This is a genomic window from Serratia proteamaculans, assembly GCF_949794035.1.
Lineage (GTDB): Bacteria > Pseudomonadota > Gammaproteobacteria > Enterobacterales > Enterobacteriaceae > Serratia > Serratia proteamaculans.
Genome location: NZ_OX461105.1, coordinates 2,144,648 through 2,164,773, shown reverse-complemented (window position 1 = coordinate 2,164,773; position 20,126 = coordinate 2,144,648). Strand labels below are relative to the sequence as shown.

At 53.0% G+C, this 20,126-nt stretch carries 17 protein-coding genes; 5 read left to right on the top strand and 12 right to left on the bottom strand.

All coding sequences use genetic code 11. The annotated features are described in order from the left end of the window. Nucleotides 1-12: 12 nt before the first annotated feature. The gene (gene ychH / locus QOT07_RS10190) at nucleotides 13-291 is read right to left on the bottom strand and encodes a stress-induced protein YchH (protein ID WP_085116308.1); all 279 of its coding nucleotides are present in this window, start codon (nucleotides 289-291) and stop codon (nucleotides 13-15) included. 313 nt (nucleotides 292-604) lie between these two features. Here ychH and pth point away from each other — a divergent pair, with 313 nt between their 5' ends. Continuing rightward, the gene (gene pth / locus QOT07_RS10185) at nucleotides 605-1,195 is read left to right on the top strand and encodes an aminoacyl-tRNA hydrolase (RefSeq protein WP_261415872.1); all 591 of its coding nucleotides are present in this window, start codon (nucleotides 605-607) and stop codon (nucleotides 1,193-1,195) included. A 39-nt stretch (nucleotides 1,196-1,234) separates the two neighbouring features. Here pth and QOT07_RS10180 read toward each other — a convergent pair whose 3' ends face one another. After that, nucleotides 1,235-2,764, bottom strand: a complete 1,530-nt coding sequence (locus QOT07_RS10180; protein WP_283603041.1) for a SulP family inorganic anion transporter — start codon at nucleotides 2,762-2,764, stop codon at nucleotides 1,235-1,237. Nucleotides 2,765-3,096: 332 nt separating this feature from the next. On the opposite strand from QOT07_RS10180, the gene ychF reads away from it, so the two are divergent. From ychF to QOT07_RS10160, 4 genes are all read left to right on the top strand, one after another. After that, nucleotides 3,097-4,188 (top strand): redox-regulated ATPase YchF, encoded by a 1,092-nt coding sequence (ychF, locus tag QOT07_RS10175; protein ID WP_085116305.1) that lies wholly within the window; start codon nucleotides 3,097-3,099, stop codon nucleotides 4,186-4,188. 188 nt (nucleotides 4,189-4,376) lie between these two features. Beyond that, complete coding sequence (locus QOT07_RS10170; protein ID WP_283603039.1) at nucleotides 4,377-5,534, top strand: merozoite surface protein 3b; 1,158 nt, start codon at nucleotides 4,377-4,379, stop codon at nucleotides 5,532-5,534. A gap of 65 nt (nucleotides 5,535-5,599) precedes the next feature. After that, a complete protein-coding gene (locus QOT07_RS10165; RefSeq protein ID WP_283603038.1) occupies nucleotides 5,600-7,006 on the top strand; it encodes a hypothetical protein in 1,407 nt (468 codons plus the stop codon). 45 nt (nucleotides 7,007-7,051) lie between these two features. After that, entirely contained in the window at nucleotides 7,052-8,443 is a 1,392-nt protein-coding gene (locus tag QOT07_RS10160; RefSeq protein WP_283603037.1) for a DUF6384 family protein, read from the top strand. Nucleotides 8,444-8,499: 56 nt separating this feature from the next. On the opposite strand, the gene QOT07_RS10155 is transcribed toward QOT07_RS10160, so the two are convergent. The 10 genes from QOT07_RS10155 to ebgR form a co-directional block, all read right to left on the bottom strand. After that, nucleotides 8,500-9,093, bottom strand: coding sequence for an ATP-dependent Clp protease proteolytic subunit (locus tag QOT07_RS10155; protein WP_085116303.1), 594 nt, complete (start codon nucleotides 9,091-9,093; stop codon nucleotides 8,500-8,502). 44 nt (nucleotides 9,094-9,137) lie between these two features. Then, a complete protein-coding gene (locus QOT07_RS10150) occupies nucleotides 9,138-9,476 on the bottom strand; it encodes an SRPBCC family protein (protein WP_207977794.1) in 339 nt (112 codons plus the stop codon). Further along, nucleotides 9,473-9,787 carry an ArsR/SmtB family transcription factor gene (locus QOT07_RS10145; RefSeq protein ID WP_219015963.1) on the bottom strand — a complete coding sequence of 105 codons (315 nt, stop codon included), beginning with the start codon at nucleotides 9,785-9,787 and terminating at the stop codon, nucleotides 9,473-9,475. Before QOT07_RS10145 ends, QOT07_RS10150 begins: the two co-directional genes overlap by 4 nt. Before the next feature lie 82 nt (nucleotides 9,788-9,869). Continuing rightward, entirely contained in the window at nucleotides 9,870-11,141 is a 1,272-nt protein-coding gene (locus QOT07_RS10140) for a NupC/NupG family nucleoside CNT transporter (RefSeq protein WP_283603035.1), read from the bottom strand. Nucleotides 11,142-11,266: 125 nt separating this feature from the next. Continuing rightward, nucleotides 11,267-12,205: a pseudouridine-5'-phosphate glycosidase gene (locus tag QOT07_RS10135; RefSeq protein WP_283603033.1), complete on the bottom strand. Its 939-nt coding sequence runs from the start codon at nucleotides 12,203-12,205 to the stop codon at nucleotides 11,267-11,269. Continuing rightward, a complete protein-coding gene (locus tag QOT07_RS10130; protein WP_099062367.1) occupies nucleotides 12,202-13,320 on the bottom strand; it encodes a PfkB family carbohydrate kinase in 1,119 nt (372 codons plus the stop codon). The genes QOT07_RS10135 and QOT07_RS10130 overlap by 4 nt, the downstream gene beginning before the upstream one ends. Nucleotides 13,321-13,740: 420 nt before the next feature. Next, entirely contained in the window at nucleotides 13,741-15,231 is a 1,491-nt protein-coding gene (locus QOT07_RS10125) for an amino acid permease (protein WP_261415855.1), read from the bottom strand. A gap of 121 nt (nucleotides 15,232-15,352) precedes the next feature. After that, complete coding sequence (locus QOT07_RS10120; RefSeq protein ID WP_207977786.1) at nucleotides 15,353-15,805, bottom strand: beta-galactosidase subunit beta; 453 nt, start codon at nucleotides 15,803-15,805, stop codon at nucleotides 15,353-15,355. Further along, nucleotides 15,802-18,897 carry a beta-galactosidase subunit alpha gene (gene ebgA / locus QOT07_RS10115; RefSeq protein WP_283603032.1) on the bottom strand — a complete coding sequence of 1,032 codons (3,096 nt, stop codon included), beginning with the start codon at nucleotides 18,895-18,897 and terminating at the stop codon, nucleotides 15,802-15,804. The genes QOT07_RS10120 and ebgA overlap by 4 nt, the downstream gene beginning before the upstream one ends. A gap of 187 nt (nucleotides 18,898-19,084) precedes the next feature. Further along, nucleotides 19,085-20,065 (bottom strand): transcriptional regulator EbgR, encoded by a 981-nt coding sequence (gene ebgR, locus QOT07_RS10110; protein WP_261415853.1) that lies wholly within the window; start codon nucleotides 20,063-20,065, stop codon nucleotides 19,085-19,087. Between the last annotated feature and the right edge of the window lie 61 nt (nucleotides 20,066-20,126).

Below are 20,126 nucleotides of genomic sequence, written 5' to 3'. Positions count from 1 at the left end.
TTGTTTTTTTAATCAATGTGACGAACGATGGTTATCGTTACGGCAGCGTTTATCAAAATGTTTTATCCACCAGTAACGATCCGCCACCTGCTCACGCCCGCCGATACGCGCACCGACCAGCCATAACAACGCGCCCACGAAGATACTCATGATTGCGCCATGGGCGAAAAACTGTGGCAAATTAAACTGTGATACTTCAGCAAGAATGTTGTATCCCACGCCGACGATCATCACCACCAGCCCCAGCCCCATAAAAAAGTTACCCATTTTGTTCACGTTTCTACGTTTCATATGCCACCTCCATAGTGCCATTGGCCAACCGGGATAACTCAGTAAATGGTTAACCCACTTTGATAAGTTAAGTATAGCCCCTGGCTCGACAAGGTGATTGCGTAGGCGATCACAAATGGTAAAGAAAGCATGACAAAACTTTACTTTAAGCAAGTAATTAGTTAACAAATTGAATGATTCCGCTAATGAATTACTCGCCAGGCTGAAGATATCCCCCCACTAACACCACGCACCACATCAGGATTTTGTCATTCGCGGCGCAGGCAGGTAGACTAATGCCCTTTCCATTATCTCGATCATAGCGAATCTCCCCGTGAGCAGTATTAAATTGATAGTCGGCCTGGCGAATCCGGGTGCTGAATATGCCCAGACGCGACACAACGCCGGCGCCTGGTACGTCGATTTATTGGCCCAGCGCCATAACCAGCAGTTGAAGGAAGAGAGCAAATTCTACGGCTACACCGCCCGACTGAATTTGGCCGGTCATGACGTGCGGCTGCTGGTGCCCACCACCTTTATGAACCTCAGTGGCAAAGCCGTGCTGGCCATGGCCAACTTCTACCGTATTGAGCCGGACGAAATTCTGGTGGCGCATGACGAGCTGGATATTCCACCCGGTGTTGCAAAAATCAAACTGGGTGGCGGCAACGGCGGGCATAACGGGCTGAAAGATATTCAGAACAAGTTCGGCAATAACCCGAACTTCTATCGCTTGCGCATTGGCATTGGCCATCCGGGCGATAAAAACAAGGTGGTGGGTTTCGTGCTCGGCAAGCCACCGGCCAGCGAGCAAAAAATGATTGATGAAGCGATCGATGAAGCCGCGCGTTGCACAGAAGTCTTGCTGACTGACGGTTTGGAAAAAACCGTTCGCCGCCTGCACAGCTTTAAGGCGCAGTCCTGACAGCGCTTGCAGCGGGCATCGCGCCCGCTGCTGACAGGCTTAGGTTCGCAGTTTGAAGGTTTCCTCACCGACGTTAGTGTCATCGGTCTGATAGCCTTCTTCCGCCACGTAATATTGCGGATCGTCCAGTTCATGGCTGCAAAACGGGCCGGCCTGCTTTAACAAACGCACGCAGTCGCCGCTCAGATGACGCAAGCGAATGGTTTTCCCTGCCGCCAGATAGCGCGCCGTCAGCTTATCAATCGCTTCTACCCCACTGGAATCCATCACCCGGGTACCGGCAAAATCCAGCACCACGTTTTGCGGATCGTTTTTCGGTTCAAACAGTTCGGCAAAGGCCGCGGTGGAACCAAAGAACAGCGGACCGTCCAGTTGGTACACCGCAACTTCGCCCTCCACCCGATGCTGACGCACACGAATACGCGCCTGCTGCCAGGCAAATACCAGCGCCGAGATAATCACCCCGCTGATCACCGCCATCGCCAGATCGGTAAAGATAGTGATCAGGGTGACCAGCAGCATCACCAGCGCATCCGCCTTCGGCATCCGACGTAAGCGGCGCAGCGAACTCCATTCGAAGGTGTTGTAACACACCACCAGCATCACCCCAGCCAGTGCCGCTACCGGCAGCAGGCCGATATAGCCCGACAGGCTGACCACAAACAGGATCAGCAGTATCGCGCCGACAACGCCAGAAATGCGCCCGCGCCCGCCCGAAGTGAAATTGATGATCGACTGACCAATCATCGCGCAACCGGCAAAGCAGCCAAACAGACCGCAAATGGTGTTGCCCGCGCCCTGAGCGATACTCTCGCGGTTGCCGTTACCCTTCTTGCCGCCCATTTCATCAAGCACCGTCATGGTCAGCAACGATTCAATCAGCCCCACCAGAGCGATCACCAGGGCATACGGCAACACCACTTTCAGCATTTCCAGATTGAACGGCGCCATCGGCAGGCTGAAATGCGGCAAAGCGCCGGAGATATCCGCCAAATCACCAACCCGCAAGGTATGCAGGTTAAAACCAATCGCCAGAGCGGAAACCACAATCAATGCCGCTAACGAAGCCGGGATCACCCGGGTCAGCCGTGGGAACAGCACTACCACCAGGATCGCCAACGCCACCAGTGCGTACATCAGCAGCCCCTGCCCGGCAATCATATGCAGTTGCGCCAGCATAATGACAATAGCCAGGCCGTTGACGAAGCCGTGGATCGCCGGCAGCGGGACCAGACGAATAAACTTGCCCAGACGGAAAACGCCGATCAGGATTTGGATCATCCCGGCGAAAATCGTTGCCCACAGTACGTATCCCATACCGTGCTGCGCCGCCAGGCTCATCAGCACCACCACGATCGAACCGGCCGCGCCCGACACCATACCCGGCTTGCCGCCAAACAGTGCGGTTACCAGGCCGATAATAAAGGCGGTATGCAGCCCGACGATGGGGGAAAGTCCGGCGACCAGCGAAAAGCCGACCGCTTCGGGGATCATGGATACCGCCACCACAAAGCCCGCCAGCACCTCGTTCTTGACGGCCGACAGCCTGAAATTGTTCAGGTTAAACATGGATTATTCACTTCTGACAGATAAAACACATTCCCGCAGCACGGGAACCGGAACCGCATGGCGCGGCGAACCTCAGGAGGGGGGCAACTCAGGGTGGACTGGGCAAGAAGTGCATCCGGCGCGTTTCCTGTAGGTTAATCAGAAGTGTCAGTATGTGTAAATGTGATCCAAATCTCAATCAAAAACCGGCATTTCCAGCGCATTTGCCCCCCAGCACACAGCCAGATCGAGAAAAACGGCCATTACGTGTATAATGGCGCCATTATTTCGTCCTTTATGCAGTGGGTTAAACCTAACCGGCTGATAGTTAAGATATTTAAGGTGATAACAACATGGGATTCAAATGCGGTATCGTCGGCTTGCCTAACGTAGGCAAATCCACCCTGTTCAACGCGTTGACCAAAGCGGGTATCGAAGCAGCCAACTTCCCGTTCTGCACCATTGAACCTAATACCGGTGTGGTGCCGATGCCCGATTCGCGTCTGGACCAGTTGGCCGAGATCGTTAAACCTCAGCGCATCCTGCCAACCACCATGGAATTCGTCGACATCGCCGGCCTGGTGAAAGGCGCGTCCAAAGGCGAAGGCCTGGGCAACCAGTTCCTGACCAACATCCGTGAAACCGAAGCTATCGGCCACGTGGTGCGCTGCTTCGAGAACGACAACATCATCCACGTGAACAACAAGGTTGACCCGGCTGACGACATCGACGTCATCAATACCGAGCTGGCCCTGTCGGATCTGGACACCTGCGAACGCGCAATCCACCGCGTACAGAAGAAAGCCAAAGGCGGCGACAAAGACGCAAAAGCCGAACTGGCCGCACTGGAAAAATGCCTGCCACAGTTGGAAAACGCCGGGATGCTGCGTGCGCTGGATCTGACTGATGAAGACCGTGCAGCGATCCGCTACCTGAGCTTCCTGACGCTGAAGCCAACCATGTACATCGCCAACGTCAACGAAGACGGCTATGAGAACAACCCATACCTGGACAAAGTGCGTGAAATCGCTGCGACCGAAGGCTCGGTAGTGGTTGCCGTGTGTGCTGCGGTTGAATCCGACATCGCCGAACTGGAAGACGAAGACCGCGCCGAGTTTATGGCTGAACTGGGTCTGGAAGAGCCGGGCCTGAACCGCGTGATCCGCGCCGGTTACGAGTTGCTGAACCTGCAGACCTACTTCACTGCTGGCGTTAAAGAAGTGCGCGCCTGGACCATCCCGGTTGGCGCGACCGCCCCACAGGCCGCCGGCAAGATCCACACCGACTTCGAGAAAGGCTTTATCCGCGCACAAACCATCGCTTTTGACGACTTTATCACCTACAAGGGTGAGCAAGGCGCTAAAGAAGCCGGCAAAATGCGTTCAGAAGGTAAAGACTACATCGTCAAAGACGGCGACGTGATGAACTTCTTGTTCAACGTCTAAACCTCGCCTTCTGCAGCAAACTCTAAAATCCACGCCACGGCGTGGATTTTTTGTTTTCTGATTGTTTGAAATCTACAGCGAGTATCGGCAAAGCATCTGACGACGGGACCGGTAATTACAGATGCCCCGGCTGGCGCTATAATGCGTTTACTTTCAATGGCAGGATATGTCCCGATAAGGAATTAATCATGAATAACGCGCTGGCTTCGTACACCACCAAAGCCATTCAGAAGTTGCAAAAACTGGGGATTATCCTTTCACCTGAAACTGATTCCCCGATCCTGTCCTTACTGGATGCAGTCGCCGATCTGGACAATAACCGCGTGATCGCCATTGGCCGTACTCTACAGCAGCAAAGCGCTTTTAACGCCGTGGTGCGCGATAACATCAGCAACATGGACGTAGCCAATCGGCAGGCAAAAGTCGTCTCTGCATTTGATTCAATCCGTAAAGATGCCACTCAGATGGTCGGTTGGCTGGAGGACGGCAAGCTTGACGTTATTGAACGTATGAAATCGGGTTGGATGACTCTGCGCCGCGGATCTATCCCCGACCGATTCAACGATATCAAACAGACCTATTTAGAAGTGGCCAGAGCGTCAGAAGAACAAATCAGCCGTGAAAAAGCCATTTTGGAAGCCTATCAGGATTTTCGATTTGGTCTGAAACAGGCCTATGTCGATGCTCAAACTTTACTGACCGCAGCGCAGGATAATTTACAACAAAGCCGCCAGTTATTGCAGACGGCACAAACTGCCACTGAGCAATCGCAGAGTGATGACAACATCACCCGAGCCCAGTTGGAGCTGACACGTGATGAAGCATTGAGGGCCATGCAGAAAGAAGACGAACGTTATCAGATTGTCAAAGACCTGGCGGATAATCTAATGATCGCCTACAACGCTGCCGAAGCCGTTTTTGCTCGTTTGCAACAGACTAACGCCATTAAAGAGCGGGTCTACCGCCAAAGTGTCACCTTCTTCAGCACTAACGAAATTGTCTTTACCGCCCTGTCAGCCTCCATGACGTCGCTACAGGGGTTGGCCGAAAGCACCGAAACGCTGGAGGCGATGAAAGCGGGTATCAATGATGGCCTAAGCAATATCGCGACACAGGGTAGCAAGCAGCTTGAAGTTGGTCTGAGGGCCGGCTATGGCACTACCATCAAGGCCGATTCTGTACGCTCTTTGGTTAATGCCATCGTCTCATTCCAAGAGTCCAGCTACCGGATGATTGAGGAATTGCGTACCGAAGCGACAAACAATGCCAATGAGCTAGCCTCCGTCGTTGAAGATGGGAAACGTCGTTTTACCGAAGTCATTACCAAGGCAGAAACATCCCGCTAAATTTACAAGGGATCCCCTTATTGGTTCCAACCAGGATGATTAGGGGGTCTGACACGGAGTTATTGATGCACGCCTACGAACTTGGCCGAAAACTGGCAGCCCTATCGGACCGGGCCAGAGCGGCCCTATCTGGAATTGAAATCAATCAGGCAGATGCTCGCCACCTGCAACTGGTGCTGAAACAGCAAATCGCCAGCCTCTATCACCAGATGGCCACAGTATTGCTGAAAGAATCTCCTCGCGTTGGCGAAATGGCAAACGTGCAGAAATTATTGAATAAACTTCAGCAAGAGATTGCCCAGTCTCAACACGCCTTACAGCTCAGCGAGAAAGAAATCGAGAACCGACATGCTCAGTTGCAACAGCTGCATGAAGAAATAAATCGGCAAGAAGATGTACGGGATCGGCAACTAGAACAAAATATTGATGCTGTAGCAGCCAGGCAGTTGATGGTTAAAAGCAGTCAGGATGTCAGCCAACATGAAAACAGCCATAAGGAATTAATGGCTGAAACGACCACCAAGCTGGGGGAGTACCATCAGCAACGCATTTTCATGTTCCTGGAGAGAAAAAGCTATGGGCAACCGGGATATTCAGCCTGGCCGCTGTCGCGCAATCTCGATAGCTGGCTGGCACGAATTAGCCACTATCCCAACAACGCAGCCAATTACCGGATGCTCCTGTCACTGCAAAAGGAATCTACCCGGCGTCTGCTGGAGCTGCAAAATCAAACCAAGCAACAGACCAATGAATATCAACAATATGTACAAGACGTCGAAAAGAATCTACAGCTGCCCACGCTGTATCTGAATCTCAACGCGCTAGAAAAAATACTGAGTTCCACACAACAAGAAATCCGCAACCAGCAAAATAAGCTGCAGGAATACGCTCAGGGCGAAGGTGAGACTTACAGCCAGATAACCACACAGCTCTCGGCGCAAATGGCCTTATTGCCTTTGGATAAGCTGGATATTCTGGTGGCGAAAACCGAGACGCCGACTGACGATCGCCTGTTGGAAGAGCTGAGAGAACTGCAGCTTGAAGAGAAATCAATCGCAGAAAACCTGCTACAGCAAGAGATCGAGGCTCAATTAGCCCAGCGCCGTGCCACTGCCGCCATCGAATTGAACAATCAATTTTCGGCGCAGGGATATGACAATCCGATTTATGAGTACCAATGGGGATGGTCAGATAAACCGGAGGAACTGTTTGAAAACTACCTTTCCGGTGCCATCAGTCTGAAAGCGGTATTGCATAAGTTGGATATGATTACCCACCGACTCCCGCCACCATCGGCAACTGCCAGAGCCTCGTCCGGTTCGTGGGGAAATTCATCCGCGCGGAGCTATTCGTCAGGCGTCGGATATAGTTCTTCATCTTCATCGTCGTCCTCCTCTTCCGGCAGCGGTGGTGGCTTCAGTTCTTCCTCTTCAACCGGCGGTGGCGGGTTCCGCACTACGGATAGTTTCTGATGAAAGATATCTATGCCCTAAACACAACCATCGGGAGTGTGGCCCATGAGTGAGATTAAATTAAGCGACCAACTGGGTGCCATGGCCATTATTGACTCACTCTATGCACAGCGAATTGCACTGGACGAACATTTGGATCTGCCCAAATTACGCCAGAAAATTACACAACGCATCCGTGATTACTATCAGTCCAGTGGAACCGACATCGACGATAAACTGATTGAGCAGGGAGTTAAAAATTGGTTTTCACAGCGCCTGCGCTATCAGACAAACAAAATGAGCCTGGGCCAACGCGCTGCTGCATTCCTGTACATGACCAGTAAGCAGTGGCTGACGGGACTTGCTATCATCTTTGTTGCACTGGCCCTTGCCTGGAAGCTGAGTCTTTACATAGGCCAACACCAACTTGCCGCGCTGGAAAAGAACATAGCGACCCAAACCAGCCAAAGCAACCAAATGGCGGCGCAAGCGCAGACGTTATCTGACCAACTCAGCAAAATGAAACATGAGCCGTTCATCTATGCAAAAGTACCCGCCGACCAGATAATCACGCAGGCGGAAAACCTTCTGTCCAATTTCCAGTCCCGCCAAGCCGCGCCGCTTGTCTCCGCAGAAAATACACCACAAAGGTTGGACATTCTTACTGTGGCGAATCAGCAAAACCAGGCATTACTCACGCAAGTGAGGACGCTAATGCTCCGTTGGCCACTACTGCAAAAATGGGACAGTATCCTCAGCAATATGGATAAAGATCCACAGCTGCAAACCTATCTCAAATGGGCGCCCGACCTGACAGGGAAATTAGCCGAAGCCACCTTAGCGCTGTCGAAAAACGCCGCAGATACGCAGATCAAAATCGAGACAGCCTTCAAGGCTTATGACCGTGAACGTATGCGTGATGGCTTATATTTCACGATGGAGCAAAGAACGCAGAAACTGCGTAATCTCAAGCTTTCCCGCCAGGACCGAGTAAAGGTCGATAACGATATTAGCTATGCGCGCAATCTCATCGCTCGTGCAGACCTCAATGACCGGGTTATTCCCCCTCTTTGGCTAGAGGCCTTGGCAGGACTGGACTACACCTATGATCTGATCATGCAACCGCTGACGCTGACCATTATCGATCGGGTGGGCGAGAAGTCGGGAGTAGAACGCACATACGATAATTCAGGTGGTAAAAGCTGGTATTTGATCGTGGAAACACAAACACCAAGCCATACACCTTTCCCAATATCAGTAAAAGACAGTGAAACCGGTAGGAAAACGCGAACTAGTCAATTCGGTATCCGAGTTTCGCAAAAAGAGTATGAGAAGTTAAAAAAAGACAAGCTGGATGACGGTCACATAGATCATGCTCTCGTCGGTAAGAAACCTGCCGGCCAATTGAACTTTACCTACACTCGCCCAGTTCAGGACGGCGTAATTACCGAGTGGTGATCATTACTCGACGCCATCCCCCAAAGTCGCGCAACCGCGCGGCTTTAATTTAACCCTCACCGTCCCCGCAACACCGAGTCCACCAGCCCCCATTCCACCGCCTCATCGGCACTCATAAAACGGTCACGGTCGAGAGCACGCTCAACCTCTTCATAGCTGCGGCCACAATGTTTGGCATAAAGCGTGATTACGCTGTGCTTGGTGCGTTTCATTTCTTCGGCGTGGATCAGGATATCCGATGCCTGGCCCTGAAAACCGCCCAATGGCTGATGCACATGCAGGCTGGCATTGGGCAGCGCCATGCGGTGGCCGGCTTCCCCGGCCATCAGCAGAAAGGAGCCCATCGAACGCGCAGTCCCCATACACAGGGTGTGCACCGGCGCATTGATGTAATTCATGGTGTCATAGATGGCAAAGCCGCTGGTGATCACCCCACCCGGCGAGTTGATGTAGAGGTGGATCGGTTTCTCCGGGTTTTCGGCCTCCAGAAACAGCAACTGCGCACAGAGTATTTCGGCCACCTGATCGTTAACCTCCCCGTTCAGGAAAACGATACGGTCACGCAGCAATCTCGAATAGATATCGAAAGAACGTTCTCCCTGACTGGTCTGTTCAACCACCATAGGGACGAGCAGCATCGATTCACGCATGGGTGAACTCCTGTTTTCAAGTGTGGAATAGAGAATGTCAGGCGTCAGGCGGCGCGCATCAGGTGCCGTCCACTGTCGTTCGCCGCCGTCAGTCGCACATCGTCCAGCCGATGGATTATGCGTAACAGGCTACCGCCAGCGGCGCTGGGCAGAATTTGCAGGGTTACGGTGCTTTCGAGGAACGGCGGTTGGTCATCACGCATCCGGTAGCTGATTTCCGTTCCCGGCGTCACCACAACCGGTTCAGCGTCGGCCAGCACGGCATTCGGTAACCATTGTTCGCGCAATGCCGGGATACCCACCGCCCGCCAGACTTTCTCGGGTGGCGCATCAAGTGAATATTCCAGCACCAGCGGCGGCAGGTTGGCATCGGTCTGGTTCATTGATCCATGTCCTTTAGCAAAATATTCAGCTTCTCGATACGCTCCGGCCAGAAGGTACGGTACTTATCCAGCCACCGGGCAATCAATGCCAGCCCCTGCGGGTCAACCTGATAATTGACGAAACGGCCCTGCCGCGCCTCGCTTACCAGACCAGCCTGACGCAACACTGTCAGGTGCTGGGACATCGCCGATTGGCTGATGGGCATGCCTTCACGCAGGGCACTGGCATTCATGCTACCCGCGGCCAGTTTTTCGAAGATGGTGCGGCGGGTAGGATCCGCCAGCGCCTTAAAGATGTCATTTTCATTCATAAATACACATTAGTATCCACTTATCTAATGCGCAAGTTTATAGCGTGAGATAATCCCCCAATAGCCAACAAACAGGCCATTATCATAATGATGCGGTCAACGCCCCAAGACCAATAAACAACCCGGCGATAGTGGCGCTCATCAGGTTGGATAACGTCGCTGCCAACAAGGCACGCAGACCCAGGCTGGCGATATCCGAAGCGCGCTCTGGCGCAACAGCGCTGAATGCTCCCACCACTACAGCGATCGATCCAAAATTGGCGAACCCACACAGTGCAAAGGAGATAACCGCGATAGTTTTTGTATCCAGCACTGCTACGGTATCTTTGAGGTAAGTTGAAAAATTCACGTAAGCGACAAATTCGTTGATCGCCAACTTCTGGCCTATCAGCCCGCCTACCAGGCCCGCGTTGTCCCAGTTAACCCCCATGATGTAAGCCAACGGCGCGAACAAATAGCCGAACAGCCTTTCCAGGCTCAGCTGTTCCCACCCCAGCAGGCTACCCACTCCGCCGATCAGGCCATTGATCAGCGCAATCAACGCCACAAATGCCATCACCACGGTGGCGACACCCACCGCAATTTTCAGGCCCAGCATGGCACCGCTGGCCGCCGCTTCGATAATGCTTGCCGGACGTTTGTCACTAAACGACATCTGGCTGAATTCAACCTGCGAAACCTCGGTGGCCGGGCTGAGCATGCGTGCGAACAAAATCCCGCCGGGGATCGCCATTAGCGAAGCCGCCAGTAAATACTCAATCGGCACGCCCAGCCCGGCATAGCCGACCAGCATCGATCCGGCGATTGATGCCATCCCGCTGCAAATCACGGTAAACAGCTCATTGCGGCTCATCTTGTTAATGAAAGGCTTAAGCACCGCAGGCAGTTCGTTTTGCCCCAGGAAGATAGTGGTTACTGCGGCAAAAGCCTCGACCTTGCTGATCCGCAACATCTTTTGGAAAACATAACCCAGTACATTGATCACCCATCCCATCACGCCGAGGTAATAGAGAATTGAGATCAGTGCGGTAATAAAAATAATTGCAGGCAGAACATGGAAAGCGAAAACAAACCCGGCACCGTCAAACAGCACATTCATTTTCGGCCCCACCAGCCCACCGAAAATAAATGAACTACCGGCATCGCTGTAAGAAATCACTTTATTGACCCCGCCGGCAATGGCATTAATCACCCACTTCCCCGCCGGTACATAAAGCATAATCGCGCCGAGCAAAACCTGTAGAATTAAAGCGCAACCTACGGTTCTCAGGCTAATGCGCGTTCTGTTATTTGAAAAAATAAAAGCAATAAGGAGAAGAATACAGATACCTATTAAGCTGCGGAGTAAGTCCATAAATCCATCCCTTTATACCCAGCGTTGAAAGGAGAAAGAGACAAGGCTGCCCCCTCCACCTTCCAGGCTGGAATTTTTATTTAGTGTTGGTTATCAGGGTAAAAATTAAGGAAACTACTGTCGTCTCAGGCGGCCTCTTGCTGATAGCAACAGGCGATCTGCGCCGCCAGTTTGGCATTGTTGAACACCAACTGAATATTGGCCGTCAGGCTATCGCCACCGGTCAGTTCAGCCACCCGGGCCAGTAAGAACGGCGTGCTGTCTTTACCCTGAACTCCCTGTTCTACCGACTCGCGCACCGCCCGTTCAATGGCCGCATTAATTTTGTCCTCCGGCACCGCATACTGCGCCGGGATCGGGTTAGCGATCACCATGCCGCCCTCCAGCCCCGCCTGCCATTTGGTGGCCATTGCCCGGGCGATTTCCGCCGGGGCATCCAACTGAATGCTGACGGTGAATGGGCTGGTGCGGCAAAAGAATGCCGGCAGCGTTGGAGTCTGGTAGCCAATCACCGGTACCCCGTGGGTTTCAAGATATTCGGTGGTCAGCCCCAAATCTAAAATAGACTTGGCCCCGGCGCAGATCACCGCCACGTTGGTTCTGGCCAATTCTTGCAGGTCCGCAGAGATATCAAAGGTGTGCTCGGCACCACGATGCACTCCGCCAATGCCACCGGTGGCAAACACGTGGATACCCGCCATCTCGGCAATGATCATGGTTGAGGCTACGGTGGTGGCGCCGTGTTGACCGGCGGCGACGATAAAGGGCAAATCCCGGCGGCTCACTTTCGCCACTTTGTGGCCTTCTTTGCCCAACAGTTCGATTTCCTCACGGCTCAGCCCCGCCTTCATGCGGCCATTGATAATGGCGATAGTGGCCGGTACTGCGCCGTTATCACGGATTTTTTGTTCAACCTCCAGCGCGGTCTGCACGTTTTGCGGGTACGGCATGCCGTGGGAAATAATGGTGGATTCCAGAGCCACAACCGGGCGTTTGTTGGCCAAGGCTTCGGCAACTTCCGGTGAAATATCCAGATAGTCATGGGAAATAACATTGTTTTTCATGATTGTAGCTCCAACAGTTTTTGAACGCTGCCGTTCGACAGGTTAGGGTTATTAGTCAATTCGGATGAGAGGGTTAATGCCGAGCAGCCCTGAGCAAAACGAATACTGTCTGCCAGCGTCATGTCCTCCAGCCAGCAGTGGGCCAGGCCTGCCATCATGGCGTCACCGGCACCGGTGACATTAACGATGTCGACGCTCAGTGGCCGCGACCAGCCGTTTTGCCCGTCAATCTCGCTGTAATAAACGCCGGCGGGCCCCATGCTGAGGGCTAATCGTTGCACCCCCTGCTGATGGAACCATTGGGCAACGGGCTGCGCGTCCTGAGGCCCGTGGATCGCCATGCCGCTGAGGACTTCGGCCTCCAGCCGATTCGGCTTAAGCGTATGAATGTGTGAGAGCCAACGACGGATTTTGGGCGCTTTAAACGCCGATACGGTGTCAACAAACACCGGCACGTTGCCGGAATGGCCAAATAGCCAGGCCAGCGCGTCCTCGGTGAGATTGCAATCAACCACCAACACGCCGGCATGCTGGATCAGATCTTTGGAGGTGGCTAATAAGGCTGGCGTGAGTTTCTCGAGGATCCGCATGTCGTTAATAGCCACCAGCATTTCACCGCTGTTATCAAGCAAAGAGACATAGGTTGAGGTATTTTCGCCGTGCAGTTTATGGAAGTTGCCGATATGCACTCCCGCCAGCTTCGCCTGCTCCAACAGTGTTTCACCGTAGAAGTCGTCGCCGACAACGGAAATAAGGTGACATTCCCGCCCTAATAAAGCGACATTCTGCGCAATATTTCTGCCTACGCCACCGGGCGTACATTTTATTTTTCCCGGATTAGAGTCCTCATACACTAATTTAGATGAGGCATAACCACAGACGTCCATATTGGTCGAACCCACGGTCACCACATAGCTGTGCTCCGACAATATATAACCCTTGCCTTTTATATATCCCTTATTCATTAAATTCATTATGTGTCCGGCGACACCAGAGCGGCTAATACCTAAAACATCGGCAATTTCCTGCTGTGGGATCAAAGGATCACGTCTCAGAAGCTGCAATATCTGTTTTTCTCTGCTGGTCATATTGGACACTTGTTTGTTTTTAAACATGAGTTCGTTTTATAACGAGCCTGAAAAACAGTAAAGTGCGATTTATAGTTTTAGCGGGGAATTGGGAAGGCGATCGTAAGACGGATGAACGGAGTTTCAGGAGTAATTATGTGATAGCCATCAACTTATAAAAGTGGTTATGACGCGTTAACTCAGCCAAAAATAGTCATTAGATCTAATGCAGCATTTTATTCTTTTAATAATCTTCATAAAACAAACGGATAGCACTTTCTGATGTAGAACCTAACTTTTGTTGGGTTGTTAGAATTCTATCGATTTAGACGACAAAAGGGGGAACCGAAGTTGCTGCCTAAAGCGACGGCTTTCACATATGTCTTGAAAAAAAATGGCGGCCTGTGAACCCGGCCGCCCTTTAATGCCCTCAGCCAACGCCGAGAGGCAAGTTTAAGCCATGATAAATTACAAGGCGGTACAGCTCAGATCACCCGCCGGCGCCTTTTTGCCATCCTGCGACTCAAGCACAATTTTCGCCAACGGCGTGTCCTCGTCATAGCGGGCCTGAGCATCCAGGCTCTTGGAGTAGCGGTTGTATTTCCACCAGGCGTAGCCGAGGAAGATCACCAGGCCACCGACGTTATAAAACACAATGGTCACAATGCTCGCCCCGGTGGGGAAGGTTGAAGCGACAAAGCCCACGGCAAAGATGACGATCAGCGTGCTGACAATCGCGATCCCCTGCAACCGGGAGCCCATCTTGAAATCACGCTGCACCCGGTCGTACTTTAAACGCAGATTCAGGTAGGCCAGCATAATGAACAGCGGCGGCAGCATGGATGCGGCGGCGGTCATATTGATCAGCGTGTTCATCAGGTCCTGTACACTGTCAGAGCCCAACGTCGGGATCAGCATCAGTGGGATCACGATAAAGAACTGCAACCAGGCGGCGCGGGTCGGCACACCATGCTTATTCAAGCGGATGGTTTTCTCGCCAAAGATACCTTTCGGGATCTCGGTAAAGAAGATTTTTACCGGCGCTGCGGTCCACATCAGCAATGAGCCAAACATCGCGGTAAAGGAAATCAGACCGACGAAACGGTTCATCAGCACCGCCGGCAGGCCAAAGTGCGCCGACAGCCCTTCAAATACCTGCACCGTTCCGCCGGTAAAGTGCAGATCGGTACGGCTAACGAACACGTTAAGCAGTAAGGATGAAACCGAATACAGCACGCCGATCACCAGCCCGGAAAGAATGATCACTTTCACAAACGAGCGACTGCCGCCCTTCACGTCATTGACATACACCGCTACCGATTCCGCCCCGCCTGCCGCCTGGAAAATCCACGCGGTGATGCCGAGGAAGGCCCAGTTAAAGCTCGGCGTAATGGCTTCCACCGTGATCGGGTTGGCCGGCTCGATCCCGCCAATCACCGCCGCACCGGCCAGGATGATGTAGGAAAACGTCAGCAACAGCATCAACGAGGAGGTGACCGAGGTCATCGGGCCCAACAGCTTGGCACCGCTGTTGGAAATATAGGTTGAGAACGCAAACAGGAAAATACTGATGATCGCGGTGGTCAATGGCGTAAAGACATAGTCATAGCCCAAGAACGCGTAAGAAGCGTAAGCGATGACCCTCGGCAGCAGCGCGGTAAAGAAGAACAGATTCACAAACCAATAGGTATAGGCGGTCATAAACGCCCAACGCCCGCCCAGGGCGCTTTTTACCCAGGCGTATACCCCAGCCTCAGAGTTCTTGTTCAGTGACACGAACTCGGCAATGATCAGACAGAAAGGAATAAAATAGATAATGGTCGCCACCAGGAAAACCGGGGCGGAGGCAATGCCAAGCTGAATATTATTATTGATCACATTATTGAAGCTGAACACTGCCGCGAACGTCATCGCCAGCAAACCGAACTTGCCGATAGTATTTCTATTCGACACAGCCATAGACACTCTCCGAAATTTTGTAGGGTACTTAATCGGTTTATTTCCCTGGGTCTTTCAAGCTGCAGCCTTGCCAACTGCAACCTGAAAGCGAAAGGACTTATTTTTTAATAAGAGATTTCCGCTATTTATTGAGGAAATAGCTGTCTTCTACCGTCACTTTTAAAATGACTTTTTTTACCTGGTGACTCTGTTTAAATCGATAAGCCTGGTGGTTCTCAAAAATAACCACCTTGCCCTGGCCCACAGGATGTAACTCACCCTGCCCGTTGAAAAACTCGCGATCGGTTTCGTCCTGATAGGCCACCACCGAGGTCAGCTCGCACTTGTCGGCCACCTCAATCGTTTCCTGGCCGGCCAGATAATAGTGAACATCAAAATAGCGACGATTCCCCTCCAGCCAGTCATGCTGTTGGCTCGTGCCGGAAGCCAACCGGTAAACCAGCGAATCGCCTACCGAATAAAAGACATTCGGCTCGATGTGATTAATATTATTGATGGCCTCCATACAGCGCTGCCATTTTTTCCCGGCGCGGTAAATAAGCTGAAACTCCGCTAATGATTCGATAATAATCATAAGTTCGCCTCTTCTGACTGAGCGTTATTATTGGCCGGTGCGAAATGATATCCGGCCAGCGTGGAAGCCTCGGTTTCCTGCCGGTTAAAAGGCACCAGCGTAAAGCCGTAACTGAACGGCGACAGATAAACCCGATAGGAGTCCAACACTTCCGAGCCCCAGGAGTTGGAGCCCAGACCCAGGATTTGATCGTCGAGGTTTAGCGTCAGATAGTCGCTTTCTCGCAGTTCATTAATATGTTGAGCCTGATGCAGCATCTCGGCGCTATAAGGCCACAGGCTGAAATTGATCGGCCGCCGCGGCTGGATAAAGATCCCTTTGCCGTTACCGTCCTGCAGACTCAACCAGCGCACCTCTTGCCGATTGCCGTTATCCTGCGGGAACGGATAATGCTCAAACAACTCGCCCACCCGCTGCTGATAATGGCCGATCAGGTTGGCCTGACAGCTGTCCTGGTAGTTTTCCCCCGGCCCGCGACCGTAGTATTCCACCTGTTCAAAACGGCGGCTGAGGCCGAAATCCAGGCCAATTTTCGGGATCACCTGCTGGAAATTGCCGTAAGGCTCGCCAGACAGATCCAGACTGACGTGGCCCTGCGGAGATATCTGCCAGCGGTAACGGCAACGCATACCAAAATCAAACACCGGTGGCGCAATCAGTGTGCGGACTTCAATCACCACATCGTCCCCCTGTCGCTCCCACTGCAGGCTGCGGAAATGGTGCTGCATGATCTGCAGATGGTTCGGCTGCCAGATCCCCTCATACTCCTGCTTATGGTTGTCGATTACCGGCTTGAAGAAGGAAAGATGCGGCGCACGCCCCACTACTTCATCCCCCGATACCTGCCACGACAGCAGTTCGCCGCTCAGGCGCGAGAAGGTCAGGCTAAAATTGTCGCCGCTGACGATCATTTGATGGTTTTCGTCGTGGCATTGCAGCGCAACAGTCTGCTCGCCGATCGGTGGCGGGCTGAGTAACGGCGTGGCGGATTGCAGCAGATGCTGATACTGCCCCAGCAGCTCTCCGCTGGCGCTGTATCGGGTGGCGCTGTCTTTATACACATCGACGTCAATGAAGGTTTCTTCCGCGCCCAGTGCCAATTCCGGCAGATGGATCTCTTCAAACTCGCCCGGTTGCAGGTGCGGCAGCTTGACGTCATAGCTGGCCAGTTGCCGACCACCGGCCTTGATGCTGACCTTGAGCGTAATGTCGGCCAGCGAACTGAACCAATAACGGTTTTTGACCCGCAGCACCGGCTGCTTCTCGCCGGCGCCGCTCACCTCTACCGGACACAGCACCTGCTTGTATTCACGCAGGCCAGGGCCAGGACGCTGATCCGGATAGATCAGCCCATCCATGCAGAAGTTATAATTATTCGGGTAATCACCGTAATCGCCGCCGTACTGATAGCGCTCACGCCCCTGCTCGTCATGACTCAGCAAGCCGTGATCGCACCACTCCCAGATGTAATGCCCTTGCAGACTGGCATGGCGGTTAAACACCGACTGGTATTCGAACAGTCCCCCTGGCCCGTTGCCCATGGCGTGAGCGTATTCACACAGGATCCGTGGCTTCGGGTGAGGGTATTCACCAAACGCATTCATCATGGCCACACGGGAATACATGGTGCTGATCACGTCGACCACTTCCGCATCCCGGTCTTCTTCGTAGTGCACCAGCCGGGTGGCATCGAGCGCCTTGCAGCGTTTGGCCATCGCACGAATGTTACAGCCATACCCGGACTCATTGCCCAGTGACCAGATAATGATGGAGGGATGGTTTTTCTGCGCCATCACATGGCGTTCAATGCGCTCGACGTAGGCCTTTTCCCAACGAGGATCGTCGGTGATACGGCTAATATCGTCGACGTTGGCAAATCCGTGGCTTTCCAGATCGGTTTCCGCCATCACAAACAGGCCGTAGATATCGCACAGCTCGTAAAAACGCGGATCGTTCGGGTAATGGGCGGTACGCACCGAGTTAATGTTGTGCTGTTTCATCAGCACGATGTCACGCTCAACCCGCGCCATATCAACGGCCCGGCCTTTGCGGTGATCGTGGTCGTGGCGGTTAACACCATGCAGTTTCAGGTAGCGCCCATTGATGTGGAATAAGCCGTCACGCACGCTGATTTCACGGAACCCGACCCGTTGCGGCACCACAGACAACAGATTGCCGGCATTGTCGTACAGGCTGAGCAGCAGCTGATACAGGTAGGGGTGTTCCGCATTCCACTGCTGCGGCTGGCTAACCGGGATCTCAAACCGGCAGGTGGCATCCGGGCCAACACTGAGCTCATTCGCCCACTGTTCTGCGACGCAGGCCTCACCGTCAAATAACTGCGCCTGCAGCCGATAGCCACTGGCCACACCCTGGCCCAGGTTCCGCAGTTCAACCTCTGCCGCCAGAAGCGCATCGCAATACTGCTCATCGAAGGTGGTGACCAGAGTGAGGTCATGAATGTGCGTGCGTTGCTGCCCGATCAGATAAACATCACGGAAGATGCCTGCCATCCACCACATGTCCTGATCTTCGATATAGGTCGAATCGGCCCACTGCATCACGCGCACGGACAGCAGGTTGTCCCCGGTTTGCAGGTAGTCGCTGAGATCGAACTCGGCGGTCAACCGACTGCCTTTGCTGAAGCCGACGTAGTGCCCGTTGAGGTAAACCTCAAAATAGGTTTCTACGCCGTCAAATTTGATGATGACCTGCTGATCGACCCATTCGTCACCGAGGGTGAAATGACGTTGGTAGGCACCGGTCGGGTTGTTGGTTGGAACATAAGGCACGTCGATCGGGAACGGATAGCCTTCGTCGGTATATTGCAGTTGACCGTGCCCTTCCATCTGCCACATGCCCGGTACGGTGATTTCGCCCCATTCCGCCATCGGCTGGCGGTAGAACGCCTCCGGTACCCGCCCAGGATGATCGAAATAGCAGAACTGCCAACGCCCGCTCAGCAACTGGAAGCCCAAACTGGCGTTGCGATCAAAACTCAATGCCTGCCTGGCATCCCGATAGCTGAAGAAACTCGCCCGCGGCGGTAAGCGATTCTCCGACTGCTTTTCTATATTTTCCCAATTATTCACGTCACGTCTCCCGACAGCTTTCAATGGGAGAACGATAGTAAATATTTAGTAAAAACTACAGATCATATTTACCTAATGACGACGGGATCACAATAAATATTAAATGTCTTTTTTAATCATGACGTTAATTTTTACTCTGGCGGGCACCCCTGCGCAGCAGCTATCGATATGCGGCACAGGGTGTTTTTCAGGCGACGGTAGTGTCGCGCAACTGAAGTGAGCTGGGGACGAAGATCGATAAAGGGACGGTTCGCTCATCGCGAATGCGCTCCGTCAACAGGTTGACGGCCTGGGCGCCCATGGTTTCTGAAGGAATACGCACCGTTGATAAGGCAGGGAAAATAAAGCGTGCAGTGGGAATATCGTTCACACTGATCAGCGCAATCTGTCCGGGAACCTGGATCCCATTTTCATGCAGGGCGCGCAATACGCCGATAGCGATAGAGTCGGTCGCCACCAACAGGGCCGGAGGATAATCGGTAGCTCGCTCCAGCATTTGCCGCGCACACTGGTAACCCGCCTGGCTGCTGAAATCACCGGTGTAAATATCCTGGGGCTGTACTACGTTTTTCAGCCGGCCATACTCGACAAACGCCTGCTCGCGTTGGTCGGCAAAGGCCGGATCGTCGCGTCCGCCGATAAATCCAATACGTGAATAGCCGCGCCCGATGAAATAGTCGATCACCTTCTGACTGATTTGGTACAAATCAACATTAACGCAGTCGAACTGCGGATCTTCAACCACGCCATCCAGGAACACCACCGGCACTTTTTGTTGGCTCAGTTGCTCGTGCAGCACAGGTTGCGGCCGACCGATAACCAGCAGACCGTCCGCCGCAGGCAGCGGTTTTTCACCGTTGAAGTCGTAGCAGGCCACCAACGAAATACCCAGCTTTTCGCATTGTGTTTCAATGCCATAACGCATCGCCAGATAGTAAGGATCGTTAATCTCGATGCCCTGCTTATAGGTGAACAGCGCGGCGAATGTTAGCCGGTGCCCGCTGTGACGTTTTGAAGGCTGGACTTTGTATTCGAGACGCTCCGCGGCTTCCAGAATTTTTTGCCGGGTTTGCGCTTTCACGCTCAGAGTGGGGTCGTCATTCAGCACTCGCGAAACGGTAGCAACAGACACGTTCGCAGCTTCTGCGATTTCCTTCAGTGTGGCCATAAAGTCTCAATGGATAGACAAAAACGCTAGCTTACCGGGACAGCGCCGCAAGGTATACGCC